This is a genomic window from Streptococcus himalayensis (genome assembly GCF_001708305.1).
In the GTDB taxonomy this organism is placed as follows: Bacteria; Bacillota; Bacilli; order Lactobacillales; family Streptococcaceae; genus Streptococcus; species Streptococcus himalayensis.
In genome coordinates this window covers 374,115-388,013 of record NZ_CP016953.1, presented here as the reverse complement: position 1 = coordinate 388,013, position 13,899 = coordinate 374,115, and the positions used below count along the sequence as shown (strand labels likewise).

The following is a 13,899-nucleotide window of genomic DNA, read 5'->3' as shown; positions in this document are numbered from 1 at the left end:
CTATGCTGAAATAAAAAATCTCCCTTTTTACAGAAAGAGGGAGATGGTTTCCTTTATTCTTCGTCTGGGGTGAGGATCATCGGAATGATAATTGGCTCACGTTCTGTATTTTCATAGAGGAATGGTCGAAGGGCATTGACAATAGCACCGTTGACCGATTGAATGCTGGCATCTTTATTTTTCAATGCGATACGAATTGCATTAAAGAGCAAGCGTTGGCTTTGGCGAATGAGATCGCCTGATTCTCGCATATAGATAAAGCCACGGCTGAGGATATCAGGTCCAGCTAAAATCATTTTTGATTTGAAATCTACCGTTGCAACGGCTAACACAACACCATCTTCGGACAAATCTTTGCGGTCGCGAAGGACTGCAGCTCCGATTTCACCGATACGATTGCCGTCAACATAAATATCTTGGGCATTGAATGAACCTGCAATGCGAGCGGAGTTTGCTGTGAGGGCAAGAACATCCCCATTATTCATGATAAAGATATTTTCTTTAGGGATACCAGTGTCCATTGCGAGCCCTGCATGGACTTTCTGCATGCGGTATTCCCCATGGACAGGCATGAAATATTTAGGCTTGATGAGGCGGAGCATGAGTTTTTGCTCTTGTTGCCCACCGTGTCCAGACGTATGAATGTTATTGATTTTTCCATGGATAACATCGACACCAGCCTCGGAGATGATGTTAATCAAGCGGTTGACACTGGTGGTATTACCAGGAATTGGGCTAGAAGAGAAAATCACAGTATCGCCTGGTTGGAGTTGTACATGGCGGTGCATCCCGTTGGCAATCCGAGAAAGGGCAGCCATGGGTTCTCCCTGACTTCCAGTACACATGATGAGAATTTCGTCAGCCTGGTAATTTTTTAAATCATTGGAATCAATAAAAGTACCTTTTGGTGCCTTGATATAGCCTAGCTCAATTCCGTTGGCAATGGCTTTTTCCATCGAGCGACCAAAGACAGCAATTTTGCGTCCTGTTTTCACTGCAGCATCTGTCGCCTGCTGGAGACGGAAGATATTGGAAGCAAAGGAGGCAAAGATAATCCGACCCTTGATACCCTCGATAATTTTCAGGATAGACTGGCCAACGACTTTTTCAGAATTGGTAAAGGTTGGCACTTCGGCATTGGTCGAGTCAGAAAGGAGGGCAAGAACGCCTTCCTCCCCAAGCGCGGCCATACGATGAAGGTCTGCTGGCTCACCTACTGGTGTGAAGTCAAACTTGAAATCTCCCGTGCAGACAATCTTTCCTTGAGGAGTGTGGATCACAATCCCTAGAGGCTCAGGAATCGAGTGAGTTGTGCGGAAGAAGGTTGCTTTGAGGTTTTTAAATGTTAATTCCGTGTTTTGATTGATTTCGTAGAGTTTTGCATCCCGTAGAAGACCGTGTTCTTCTAACTTGCCACGGATAAGGGCAAGTGCCAAAGGACCTGCATAAATTGGGACGTTGGCTTGTTTGAGAAGGAAAGGAATTCCTCCAATGTGGTCCTCGTGACCGTGCGTGATGAGAACCCCTTTCACGCGGTCAATATTTTCCACGATATAAGAGTAATCAGGGATGACATAATCAATGCCTAAGAGGTCATCTTCTGGGAACTTAATCCCAGCATCCACGATGATAATCTCATCTTGGTATTCAATTCCGTAGGTGTTTTTTCCGATTTCACCGAGTCCACCGATGGCAAATACCCCTACTTCTTCAGATTTTAAGGTGTAAGACATGGTTAAAACTCCGTCAATTCAAAGTTGCCCGATTGCTTTTCGTACTCGAGGTGCTTATCAGACAATAGCTCGATAAATTCGATATTGTAGTTTGTGTGCTCTTCGACTAGCTGGCGGACCTTGATGCGGCCCTCCAATTCGTTTTCTGCTGTTACTTCCATGTAAAGTGAGCGTGTGTTTTCACGACGTGGGCTACGGTCTTTTGTTTCTTGGTAAAAAACTTTGTAAATCATTTCATTTCCTTTCATCTTCATGATCAAACTATCAGAAAATCGCCCCTGTTTTTCTTAGAGGCAGCAAATTATTTTGTTTTCTGGGTAATAGATTGACCTTGATTCGTTGCAATTATGTCAATTATATCATAAAATAAGAGGGAGAATCAAGTAAGGAAAGTTGAATGATGAAAGTTTTAAGTATTGACACATCAAGTCAGGCCTTAGCCTTAGCGATTTTAGACGATACAAGGCTTTTGGCAGAGATGACCTTGACTATCAAGAAAAATCACAGTATAACCCTAATGCCAGCTATTGAGTTTTTGATGACTAGCTTGGATTTGATGCCCAAGGATTTGGAGCGTATCGTGGTAGCTGAGGGACCGGGGAGCTATACAGGTTTACGAATGGCCGTGGCAACGGCAAAAACCTTGGCTCACACCTTGAAAATTGACCTTGTTGGGGTGTCAAGCCTGCAAGCACTCATTCCAGAAGAAGTGGCTGGCTTGGTAGTTCCAATCATGGACGCAAGACGAAACCATGTATATGCAGGATTTTATGAAAATTGTCGTGCAGTGGCACCAGAGGCTCATCTCTCTTTTGAAGAAGTGCTGGAGCGAGCAAAGAAAGCAACGACAGTGACCTTTGTTGGAGAAGTGACGGGTTTTGTAGAGCAGATTAAGGCAAGTCTTCCAAAGGCTAGTTGGCAGGAAACCTTGCCAAATGCTTATCATCTTGGTCGATTGGGCTTGGAGCTGCCTCCTGTTAGTATCCATGATTTTGTACCCAACTATCTCAAACGAGTTGAGGCAGAGGAAAATTGGCTCAAAGACCACACAGAAGACGGTCAATCCTACATCAAACGCCTATGATTGAGCTACAGATTTTAGACGGACAGCAAGGAGACTGGGCAGGGAAAATCCACGACTTGCTTCTAGATGTCTACGATGTGAGTCCGTGGACAGTGGAGCAGATTGCCAGTGATTTAGAAAATCCTTTGACGCAGTACACGATTGCCTTGGAAAATGCACGTGTAGTGGGTTTTCTTGCGATACAGGAGTCGGATTTTGAAGTAGAAATCTTGCACATTGCAGTCCGAAAAGCTTATCAGGGGCGAGGGCTTGCTAGGCAGTTATTTTCGATGCTCCCTCAGCAGAAGGAAATTTTTCTAGAAGTGCGAGCATCGAATAGCCCAGCTCTGCGATTTTACCAAAAGGAAGAGTTTACCCCAATCGCCAGACGGAAAAATTATTATCACGCGCCGATGGAAGACGCGATTATCATGAAGAGAGAACCGAATGAAAGATAGATATATATTAGCTTTTGAGACATCCTGTGACGAAACTAGTGTTGCAGTGATGAAAAATGAAACAGAACTATTGTCCAATGTGATTGCTAGCCAAATCGAGAGCCATAAGCGTTTTGGAGGAGTGGTTCCAGAAGTGGCCAGTCGCCATCATGTGGAGGTCATTACGGCTTGTATCGAGGAGGCCTTGGTTCAGGCTGGGATTGACGAGAGCGATGTAACGGCGGTCGCTGTGACCTACGGTCCAGGTCTTGTAGGAGCACTCCTTGTAGGACTTGCTGCGGCCAAGAGCTTTGCTTGGGCACACAGCATTCCCTTGATTCCTGTCAACCACATGGCGGGGCATTTGATGGCGGCTCAGAGTGTCAAAAACTTAGAATTTCCTCTTCTTGCCCTTTTGGTCAGTGGTGGACACACGGAGCTGGTCTACGTTTCAGAAGCAGGTGACTACAAGATTGTTGGGGAGACACGTGATGATGCGGTCGGTGAGGCTTATGACAAGGTTGGTCGTGTCATGGGGCTGTCTTACCCAGCAGGGCGTGAAATTGATGAACTAGCTCATCAGGGAGAGGACATCTACAATTTTCCGCGTGCGATGATTAAAGAAGACAATCTGGAATTTTCCTTTTCTGGGCTCAAGTCAGCCTTTATCAACCTCTATCATAATGCCGAGCAACGAGGTGAAATGCTTGATAATAAGCATCTTTCCGCTAGTTTTCAAGCAGCGGTTTTAGATATTTTGCTCGCCAAGACTAAAAAAGCACTGGAAAAATACCCAGTCAAAACCTTAGTTGTTGCTGGGGGTGTCGCAGCGAACCAAGGCTTACGAGAAAGACTGGCACGGGACATTCAGGATGTTGAAATCGTGATACCACCGTTGCGTCTATGCGGGGACAATGCAGGAATGATTGCCTATGCCAGTGTCAGTGAATGGAATAAGGAGAATTTCGCTGACCTTTCCCTCAATGCTAAACCAAGCCTTGCTTTTGATAGCATGGAATTATGAAAACAGAGGAGCCGAAAGGCTTCTTTTTAGCAAAATTTTTTTGAAAATGCCATCTTATCTATGATATAATATAGCAAGTAAAACAGTGTAGAAGACAAGGATGAGCATGAAAAGTAGAGAATTGAACAGGAGAAAAGATGACGCTATTTTGGCAAGAAATGAAGGTATGTAATTGAAGACGTGATTTTTCTTTAACTTTCCTACTTTCAGAGTTCGTAGCGAATAAAAATAGAGCTAACTATTGACTGAGAGGTGATTTAATGGCAGAAAAAATAGAATTGGGTGAATTTTACAAGGAGTTACGACTTGCACGAGGAGTTAAGCAAAAAGAAGTTGCCAAGGAGCGTTAACGGCTTCTCAACTATCTAAGTTTGAGTTAGGACAGTCTATGCTTTCTGCAGACCGCTTGCTCTTAGCCATTGATGGCATCAATATGACCTTTGATGAATTTGCTCATAAATTAAATGGATATAGGGAAGCCAAACATATCCGCATGGGTAGAAAAATTGTTGCGGCTTTCGCCCATCAGGAGATGGATTTTTTAAAATTATTATTAGAAACATTAGAGCAAGATGAGCACAATCGCTATGCTAGATTAAATGGCATTGTGATCAAGAGTGCCTTACATTCGCTAGACCCTAGTTATCCGTTACTCGATGATGATAAGGTGTTTATCACGGAATATCTCTATGCTATTGAGTCTTGGACGTGGTTTGAACTCTATCTTTTCTGCAATACCATGCCATTTTTCACGGATCAAGATTTGCTCTTTTTGGGACAGGAATTACTCGGAAAATCAGAAGAATTTCGCAATTTACTACAGAATACTTTATACATTAAAAATATATTACTAAATTTAATCTCCGAGATGATAGAACGTAAAAAATTAGACTATATACCCATTTTTAAGAAAGAATTAGAAGATATTTTAACTCCATACGACGTTTTTGAACAAATTCTTCTGAAATTTTTAGTATATGTTAAGGACTTTATAGAAAGAAATGGAAAAAATAAAAAAGAGATTGAAAATTTTATTCAATCTCTGGAGCTTCTTAATAATGAGCAACTAGTTGCATTATTAAGAATGAAGTTAACTCAATATGAGTTAACTTTGAGGAAATAGTGGAAAGTAGATAATAATAACAGCAACTATATCAAAAAGTATATAGACTAATCGTTTATTCATATAAAACCTCCAATATAAACGTTATATTTATTATATTCGCAAAAAGCTCTGAACACTAAAAATCGCAAATAAGAAATTTTTGAACGAAAAAATATCAAATATGCGATTTTTTAGATTTTCTCTATTTAAGTGTTATACTGAGGATGTAATTTATACATCCGTATGCTAGCTAGGAATGATGAATTATAAAATACATAAAGGAGAAACGTTATGCTTAATTTAAAAAATGCAGCAGTTATGGAGTTGACTGCAGAGGAATTGATGGAAGTTGAGGGAGGGTATCAACCCATTCCTAATCCGTATGGAGGTGGAGGCCTAGGCTCTATAGGGGTTTATCCAGGTTGGGCAGGTAGCAATCTATCTCCTAATCGAAGTCCATGGAGTTGGGCAGTAGATCTCGGTGGAGCTTTATTTGGGAAGAAGCGACCTTAAAATATTTCAAGGAGGATTATCTGTGAAAAATCAAATTCGAAATTGGAGTTTTATGGTGATTCTCCTTTTTTCTTATCAGTGTGGAATACCGTTTATCTTCAGTTTACCGATATTGTCTAATTTATCTGATGTAGTTTATTATTTTGTCGGATATAGTCTAGTAGCAATTCATGGCCTATTGGCAGGATATTTTTTATATAAGCATGAAGCTCTGAAAAAACCGAAATGGAAATGGCGATTTCTAGGGGTGTTACTTGGAGCTTTTGGATTGATTTTAGTTTGGTCTTTCCTGACTTCCTTGGTGATGCCCGTGACTCGTAATCAAGAGGCCTTAAATCAACTGAATCAAGATGATTTAACAGCTTTATTTTTTGTTTATGCAGCGATTATCGCTCCGATTACAGAGGAATTAGTTTTTCGAGGGCTTATACTATTTAATTTTAAATCATGCCCGATTCCTTTTTTAGATAGGTTTGTGTCGGCGAGCTTATTCAGCTTGATTCATGTTTTACAGCATGGATTTCTCTGGACTGATTTCATCCGTTATTTCGGAATAGGTTGGATTCTGGTCTGGGTTTTTAAAAAGACAGGTTCTGTTTATTACAGTATTGTTAGTCATATGTCTTATAATCTATTTTTAAGGATTATTATGCTCTTTTTTGCATAGTGAAAGAGATTTAGTTGCTAGTTTGATGAAATATCTCTCGCTTTTTATTAGACTTGTTCAGAAACCTTAAATTTTGAAGCATAACAGGTCAAAAACTCATTTAGACACTTGGTTTAAAATTACCTTGTCGAGTTTTCGAATAGGCCTATTATATTCGCAAAAAGCTCTAAACACTAAAAATCGTAAATAAGAAATTTTTGAATGAAAACATATCAAATATGCGATTTTTTAGATTTTTTCTATTCAAGTGTTATTCTGAGAGTGTAATTTATGGATCCGTATGTTAGCTAGGAATGATGAATTATAAAATACATAAAGGAGAAAGATTATGGAAACAAATAAAAATAACTTTATCGTATTGACCGATGAAGAAATGATGAATATAGATGGAGCAGGAGCATGGTATAGTATTTACGATGGAGAATTTCCTCCACCTCCGTATATGTCAGAATTTTATAGTCCAATTTCTATGGCTGCAAGAATGAATGCTTGGGCACATGGTATTAGAGTTGGTTAATAAAACGGTTGAATATATGAAAAAAATTATAGTAGTTCTATTAGGGTTGATGGTGATTTTGGTTCCAGAACGCCTCGCTCTTTTTTTAGCTATTTGGATGAAAACAGGTCTGGACTCCGTTAGTTTACTTGTTTCGGTTCAATTAATTTTCTTATCAGTAGTTAGTTATCGTCTTTTAGATGAGGACACTCAGAGTTTGATTTGGAAAAAGGGGAGATGGCGTCGGAAAGATTTGCTGGTATTTATCGTCGCACTTCTAATGATGTATGTGATGATTTGGTTTCGAAATCGCTTCTTTCCAATCCCCTATATTCAAGGTATGAATGCCACACTTTATCGAAAGATTTCTTCTTATGGTGTTGAATGGTTGTATACTCTAGGAAACGGATTTATTTTAGTTGTCGTAACTCCGATATTAGAAGAATTTTTCCATAGAGGGTATGTGATGAATCAATTTTTTAAACATTCTCCTTATTATTTAGATGTAATTTTTTCGGCAGCACTATTTGGAGTGGGGCATATAATCTTAGGAACTCCACATTTCAATACTTTTCTATTTTATAGTTTATTTGGCTTGATTATGGGAGGGTTTTACCGTTTTTCTAATAGTTTGAAGTGGACAATCTGTTTACATGCATGTTGGAATTTAGGGATTTTTCTGACTCCTGTTTGGATATTTATTTATAATTGGTTTTATTTTACGTTTCGATAAACTCGCTTTTTATTAGACTTGTTCAGAAACATTCAATTTTGAGGCACAGCAGGTTAAAAACTCATTTATACACTTGGTTTAAAATTACCTCGTCGAGTTTTCGAATAGGCCTATTATATTCGCAAAAAGGTCTGAACACTAAAAATCGCAAATAAGAAATTTTTGAACGAAAAAATATCAAATATGCGATTTTTTAGATTTTCTCTATTTAAGTGTTATACTGAGGATGTAATTTATACATCCGTATGCTAGCTAGGAATGATGAATTATAAAATACATAAAGGAGAAACGTTATGCTTAATTTAAAAAACGCAGCAGTTATGGAGTTGACAGCAGAGGAATTGATGGAAGTTGAGGGAGGGTATCAACCCATTCCTAATCCGTATGGAGGTGGAGGTCCTTCCATTATGGGTTATGGCGTAAGTGGCCCTGTACCCAATTATTATAGCTCTATGTATAATGGTCTAGGCTGGTGGGGCAATATTCCTAGTAGTTATTATAAAAAGCCGTAAATATAGCTTGTAGAGTTAGGGTTGACATCTAAAAAATATTGCTCAATAGGGGAGTAGAGTTTCACCGCAAAATTATAAATCATTTTAAGCGAGGCTCTCTCCTTTTTTGTTATATTATCTTTAATCTAGGAGGGATATTTATGTCTAAGTGCAGGCAAGTATGGATTTACAGTTTAATCATTTTCTTGCTTTTCTTTTCTCAGTTTGGGGTGCAAGAGGTTATGGCTTTGACGTTTATTCGGTCTTTACCTGCCACGGGTTATTTTACCGTGTGGCTTTTATTGACCGCTATTCAAGGAGTCGGAGCGGTTGTCTTGCTATATCTGATGGGAGAAGGTGAAATCTTTCGCCGATTTGAGTGGAAATGGAGTTATCTAAGAGTTACGGTGGGGACTTTTGTGCTCATGTATTTCTGGTGGTACTTGACTGTCCTCTTTTTGCCTTTGCCAGAGAATCAAGCGAGAGGAGAACTACTCTTTCAGGATCTATCAGGAACTGCCTTTTTTATACAATTCATTTTAACTATGAGCCTTGTCGGTCCGATTTGTGAGGAGTTGCTCTACCGTGGATTGCTCATGGCAAGCCTTCAATCCTTTCAGAAGTATCATTTGGATGTCTTGATTTCCTCAGCCTTGTTTAGCTTGATTCATGTGTTACAGCATGGTTGGAGTGTGTCTAGTTTCGTGGTTTATTTTGGAGGTGGTCTGCTATTTGCTGGCTTGTGTCGGAAAACCAAGTCGATTTATTATCCGATTCTACTTCACATTGCTTGGAATAGTTTTGTGACCATGTTGCAGATAACGATGAGATAAACTTAGCTTTTTGTTGTATGTATAATCTATCTGGTTGAAAAGATCGAGTTAGCTTTGGATAAAGGAGTAGTTGCCATTTCGGAACTTTAGGATAAACTCTATTTTGGATGTTCTGTCTAACATTTCTATTCTTCAAGTGTTTGGTGCCTCTCTTAACTCTAGGTATTTCTCTCCTTCTACAAGCAGAAGTCAGTTAGGAATTTTTCAGAAAACGGATGACAAAATTCTTAATTCTAATGAAATTGCTTGCATTTTTTCTTAAATAGTTATATAATAGGAATGTTGAAAGATGATTTGTATCCTATCAAGTTACTCTTTTCACATAAAAAATTTTTTGATTTTCAATTAAGGAGGAAATCACAGATGGTAGTTAAAGTTGGTATTAACGGTTTCGGTCGTATCGGACGTCTTGCATTCCGTCGTATCCAAAACGTAGAAGGTGTTGAAGTTACTCGTATCAACGACCTTACAGATCCAGTTATGCTTGCACACTTGTTGAAATACGACACAACTCAAGGTCGTTTCGACGGTACTGTAGAAGTTAAAGAGGGTGGATTCGAAGTTAACGGTAAATTCGTTAAAGTTTCTGCTGAACGCGAACCAGGAAACATTGACTGGGCTACTGACGGTGTAGACATCGTTCTTGAAGCAACTGGTTTCTTTGCATCTAAAGAAAAAGCTGAGCAACACATCCATGCTAACGGTGCTAAGAAAGTTGTCATCACTGCACCTGGTGGAAACGATGTGAAAACAGTTGTATTCAACACAAACCATGAAATTCTTGATGGTACTGAAACAGTTATCTCTGGTGCATCATGTACTACAAACTGCTTGGCTCCAATGGCTAAAGCACTTCAAGACAACTTTGGTGTTGTTCAAGGTTTGATGACAACTATCCACGCTTACACTGGTGACCAAATGATCCTTGACGGACCACACCGTGGTGGTGACCTTCGCCGTGCTCGTGCTGGTGCAGCAAACATTGTTCCTAACTCAACTGGTGCTGCAAAAGCTATCGGTCTTGTAATCCCAGAATTGAACGGTAAATTGGACGGAGCTGCTCAACGTATCCCTACACCAACAGGATCAGTAACTGAATTGGTAACTGTTCTTGAGAAAAATGTAACAGTTGATGAAGTAAATGCTGCAATGAAAGCTGCTGCAAACGATTCATACGGCTACACTGAAGATCCAATCGTTTCTTCAGATATCGTAGGTATGGCTTACGGTTCATTGTTTGACGCAACTCAAACAAAAGTTCTTGATGTTGACGGCAAACAATTGGTGAAAGTTGTATCTTGGTATGATAACGAAATGTCATACACAGCTCAATTGGTTCGTACACTTGAGTACTTTGCAAAAATTGCAAAATAATTGAGCGATTGAAGAGAGGGAATTCCCTCTCTTTTTGTGTTCAGAAAATTTCTTTCGATTTTTCTTGTGAAATCTTTCCTTTAATTTCCAAAATATGGTATAATGAGAGAGTATAAAATAAAGAAGAGGAGTTTTTGTAAAATGGCAAAACTTACTGTAAAAGACGTTGACTTGAAAGGCAAGAAAGTCCTTGTCCGTGTTGACTTTAACGTTCCTTTGAAAGATGGCGTGATTACAAATGACAACCGTATTTCAGCAGCCCTTCCTACTATCAAGTATATCCTTGAGCAAGGTGGACGTGCGGTGCTCTTCTCTCACCTTGGTCGTGTGAAAGAAGAAGCGGATAAAGAAGGCAAATCGCTTGCACCAGTTGCTGCGAACTTGGCAGAAAAATTAGGTCAAGATGTTGTCTTCATTCCAGGAGCAACTCGTGGAGCAGAATTGGAAGCAGCAATCAATGCGCTTGAAGATGGACAAGTTCTTTTGGTTGAAAACACTCGTTTTGAAGATGTTGACGGCAAGAAAGAGTCAAAAAATGATGCAGAACTTGGCCAATACTGGGCTTCTCTTGGAGATGGCATCTTTGTTAACGATGCCTTTGGTACAGCTCACCGCGCACACGCTTCAAACGTAGGTATCTCAGCAAACGTTGAAAAAGCAGTTGCAGGTTTCCTCCTTGAAAATGAAATTGCCTATATCCAAGAAGCAGTTGAAAATCCAGTTCGTCCATTTGTGGCAATTCTTGGTGGTTCAAAAGTTTCTGATAAGATTGGTGTCATTGAAAACCTTCTTGAAAAAGCTGATAAAGTCCTTATCGGTGGAGGGATGACTTACACATTCTACAAAGCACAAGGGATTGAAATCGGAAATTCACTTGTGGAAGAAGATAAATTAGATGTAGCGAAAGCTCTTCTTGAAAAAGCAAATGGGAAATTGATTTTGCCAGTTGACTCAAAAGAAGCAAATGCTTTTGCTGACTACACAGAAGTCCGTGATACAGATGCTGAAGCAGTTTCTGAAGGCTTCCTTGGTCTTGACATCGGTCCAAAATCAATTGCTAAATTTGACGAAGCTCTTACAGGTGCGAAAACAGTTGTTTGGAACGGACCTATGGGTGTCTTTGAAAATCCTGACTTCCAAGCTGGAACAATCGGTGTGATGGATGCGATTGTTAAACAGCCAGAAGTGAAATCAATCATCGGTGGTGGTGACTCAGCTGCAGCAGCCATCAACCTTGGTCGTGCAGACAAATTCTCATGGATCTCTACAGGTGGTGGAGCTTCAATGGAATTGTTAGAAGGTAAAGTGTTGCCAGGCTTGTCTGCATTAACAGAAAAATAATCTTCTCATGATGGAAGGCTAGAAAAGAGGCTGGGACAAAAGTCCCTGGCCTCCTTATTTTTATAGTTTGAGCAGTTTGTCCCACTCCCTTTTCTGTGCATCGCGTAGAGTTTCTGTGAGGCTTAGCGAACTAGAAAATCTAAAGTATTGCCAGGACTTTCAGCTCTTACTGAAAAATAATCATCTCTGCAAAATCATCGTTTTAGAGATAAAGAAGGCAAAATGCTAGCAAAAGGGTGGATTTCTAATCTGCCCTTTTTTCTGTGAAGAAGGCTTGCTAAACCGTAGAGTTTCGACGGTAAAGTGTGACTAGAACTTGTGGGCTAACTGGGAAAGAGGAAGTGATTAAAGAGACTTTATCAATCTGCTTAGCCTTCGTTACATGATTTTGCTCTAAGTTGCATTTGAAAACGTCAACAAGGTTTTTTAGTCTTGATTGTAGTATAATATTTGTGAGAAAGTGATGACACTTCACGAAAATAACTTTTGATTTTAGGAATGAATGAGTTCTAAATCTGGCTCTTGAGATGTATGAAAAGGGTGAGGTCATAGGGAGGAGGAAGCATGCAACTAGGGGATATTATGGAGAAGGCAGAAGCTGGGCAATATTTGCTCCTCTCCCTACTGGCTCATCAAGAGAAGCCAATCATGCTCAAAGAGGTTGGTCAAGAAACAGGACTGTCACGAGCCACGCTTTTGAAATATACAGAGACCTTAAATGAGTTTGCAGAGGATAGGCACCTTGATTTTTCGATTTTCTATCAAGAAGAAAAATTATTTTTAGAAATGGGAGCTGCATTATCTTGGGAATCGCTGGTTTCAGTTTTTCTAGAAACATCAGTGAAATACCAGATTTTATGCCATGTGTTTCATCATGGGCATTTTTCTATCCAATCCCTATCTCAAAAATTACTGATTAGTGAAGCGACCTTAAATAGGCACTTATCTTTGCTCAATCAAGTACTGGCAGAGTTTCAACTCAGTATTTCAAATGGTCGTCTAAAAGGGCAGGAACATCATATCCGCTATTTTTACTATGAATTGTTTAGAAAAACTTGGACAGCCCAGCAAAGGGACAAACTTCAGCTAGAAGGGCGTAGCCAAAGAGAGATGGATGTGCTAGAGCGTTTATCTGGTGCTTCGTTTAACCATCATCAAACCAAGGAATTGGCTCTTTGGTTTTACATCAGTGAACAGCGAAAAACAGTAGATGTGCAAGAGATGAAGGCGCTAGAAAAGCTACTATTTCCGTATCAAGACAATCGCTTTTATCAACGATTGCAGCTGCTGGCTCCCTCTATTTTTGAAGCACGTCAGGAAGATGTGGGCTGTTTATTTGCCTTTTTAGTAAGCACGTCCTTGCTTCCCGTATCCACAATGGAGTATATTCTTGGTTTTGGTGGCCCGGTCATGGAACTAACCACCAAGGGCATTCGATTGCTAAAAGAATCAGGTGTTTTTGGCGAAGAGTTGCACGAACAGATGACCTACGTTTTGAGCCAGTCTTTTGGAAAAATCTATTTTTTCCATGGAGGCATAGCCAGTACTCCCTATGATAGCTTGGAAATGAAGCGGATGCTTCGTCCCTTGATGTCTGAGCGAGAATTTCCCTTGGCAGAGCAATTAACCACTTTAGTGGACATCAAGTCGATGACTCTTAGGCAGCAAGTAGAAGGCGAATTTTTACAGCTCATTTGTTTTGTGACAGAAAAGGTGAGTCATCATATCCTGTTAGGGATGGATATGGCAGGTAGTAGTATGCAGTATGAGGTGATGGTCAGTGCCCTGTCTCACTATTTAGGAAATAATCGCTTGATTCATTTTGAACCTTACCAGGCAGGGGAGACTTATGACTGTGTCATTACCAACAGTACAGAGATGAGCTATACTTCGCCTTTTCTCTATCGGATAAAAGGGATGCTTTCAAGAAAGGATATGGAAGCTATTGCTCATTTCATCCAAAAAATCGTAAAAGAAACCAGCTAGGACTTGAGTAACTTCTTAGCTGTTTTCTTTGTGGCAGAAAGTTTGTGAAATTCTATCAAACTTTTTAGAAATTTTGAAAAACTTGATAGGATTTTAAAGAGTT

At 39.8% G+C, this 13,899-nt stretch carries 14 protein-coding genes and 1 pseudogene; 13 read left to right on the top strand and 2 right to left on the bottom strand.

Annotated elements, in window-relative coordinates; genetic code table 11:
- Positions 1-53: 53 nt before the first annotated feature.
- Positions 54-1,733, bottom strand: a complete 1,680-nt coding sequence (gene rnjA, locus BFM96_RS01840) for a ribonuclease J1 (protein WP_068989617.1) — start codon at positions 1,731-1,733, stop codon at positions 54-56.
- A gap of 2 nt (positions 1,734-1,735) precedes the next feature.
- Positions 1,736-1,966 carry a DNA-dependent RNA polymerase subunit epsilon gene (locus BFM96_RS01835; protein WP_068994113.1) on the bottom strand — a complete coding sequence of 77 codons (231 nt, stop codon included), beginning with the start codon at positions 1,964-1,966 and terminating at the stop codon, positions 1,736-1,738.
- A 167-nt stretch (positions 1,967-2,133) separates the two neighbouring features.
- Between BFM96_RS01835 and tsaB the strand changes: the two genes are divergently transcribed.
- The 13 genes and pseudogenes from tsaB (at position 2,134) to BFM96_RS01770 (ending at position 13,796) form a co-directional block, all read left to right on the top strand.
- Complete coding sequence (tsaB, locus tag BFM96_RS01830; protein WP_068994111.1) at positions 2,134-2,817, top strand: tRNA (adenosine(37)-N6)-threonylcarbamoyltransferase complex dimerization subunit type 1 TsaB; 684 nt, start codon at positions 2,134-2,136, stop codon at positions 2,815-2,817.
- Positions 2,814-3,254, top strand: coding sequence for a ribosomal protein S18-alanine N-acetyltransferase (rimI, locus tag BFM96_RS01825; RefSeq protein ID WP_068989613.1), 441 nt, complete (start codon positions 2,814-2,816; stop codon positions 3,252-3,254). The genes tsaB and rimI overlap by 4 nt, the downstream gene beginning before the upstream one ends.
- The gene (tsaD, locus tag BFM96_RS01820; protein WP_068989611.1) at positions 3,244-4,257 is read left to right on the top strand and encodes a tRNA (adenosine(37)-N6)-threonylcarbamoyltransferase complex transferase subunit TsaD; all 1,014 of its coding nucleotides are present in this window, start codon (positions 3,244-3,246) and stop codon (positions 4,255-4,257) included. Before rimI ends, tsaD begins: the two co-directional genes overlap by 11 nt.
- A 260-nt stretch (positions 4,258-4,517) precedes the next feature.
- Positions 4,518-5,380 (top strand): annotated as a pseudogene (locus BFM96_RS01815) (Rgg family transcriptional regulator).
- A gap of 273 nt (positions 5,381-5,653) precedes the next feature.
- Positions 5,654-5,875, top strand: coding sequence for a hypothetical protein (locus BFM96_RS01810; RefSeq protein WP_068989606.1), 222 nt, complete (start codon positions 5,654-5,656; stop codon positions 5,873-5,875).
- A gap of 22 nt (positions 5,876-5,897) precedes the next feature.
- Positions 5,898-6,542 carry a CPBP family intramembrane glutamic endopeptidase gene (locus tag BFM96_RS01805; RefSeq protein WP_068989603.1) on the top strand — a complete coding sequence of 215 codons (645 nt, stop codon included), beginning with the start codon at positions 5,898-5,900 and terminating at the stop codon, positions 6,540-6,542.
- Positions 6,543-6,870: 328 nt separating this feature from the next.
- Positions 6,871-7,059: a hypothetical protein gene (locus tag BFM96_RS01800; RefSeq protein WP_068989601.1), complete on the top strand. Its 189-nt coding sequence runs from the start codon at positions 6,871-6,873 to the stop codon at positions 7,057-7,059.
- A complete protein-coding gene (locus tag BFM96_RS01795; RefSeq protein WP_068989598.1) occupies positions 7,040-7,771 on the top strand; it encodes a CPBP family intramembrane glutamic endopeptidase in 732 nt (243 codons plus the stop codon). The genes BFM96_RS01800 and BFM96_RS01795 overlap by 20 nt, the downstream gene beginning before the upstream one ends.
- Positions 7,772-8,064: 293 nt before the next feature.
- Positions 8,065-8,283 (top strand): hypothetical protein, encoded by a 219-nt coding sequence (locus tag BFM96_RS01790; RefSeq protein ID WP_068989596.1) that lies wholly within the window; start codon positions 8,065-8,067, stop codon positions 8,281-8,283.
- A 140-nt stretch (positions 8,284-8,423) separates the two neighbouring features.
- Positions 8,424-9,095, top strand: a complete 672-nt coding sequence (locus BFM96_RS01785; RefSeq protein WP_068989593.1) for a CPBP family intramembrane glutamic endopeptidase — start codon at positions 8,424-8,426, stop codon at positions 9,093-9,095.
- A gap of 363 nt (positions 9,096-9,458) precedes the next feature.
- Complete coding sequence (gene gap / locus BFM96_RS01780) at positions 9,459-10,469, top strand: type I glyceraldehyde-3-phosphate dehydrogenase (protein ID WP_068989590.1); 1,011 nt, start codon at positions 9,459-9,461, stop codon at positions 10,467-10,469.
- A 141-nt stretch (positions 10,470-10,610) separates the two neighbouring features.
- Complete coding sequence (locus BFM96_RS01775; protein ID WP_067087696.1) at positions 10,611-11,810, top strand: phosphoglycerate kinase; 1,200 nt, start codon at positions 10,611-10,613, stop codon at positions 11,808-11,810.
- A gap of 564 nt (positions 11,811-12,374) precedes the next feature.
- Positions 12,375-13,796, top strand: coding sequence for a helix-turn-helix domain-containing protein (locus BFM96_RS01770; RefSeq protein ID WP_068989586.1), 1,422 nt, complete (start codon positions 12,375-12,377; stop codon positions 13,794-13,796).
- Positions 13,797-13,899: the final 103 nt, after the last annotated feature.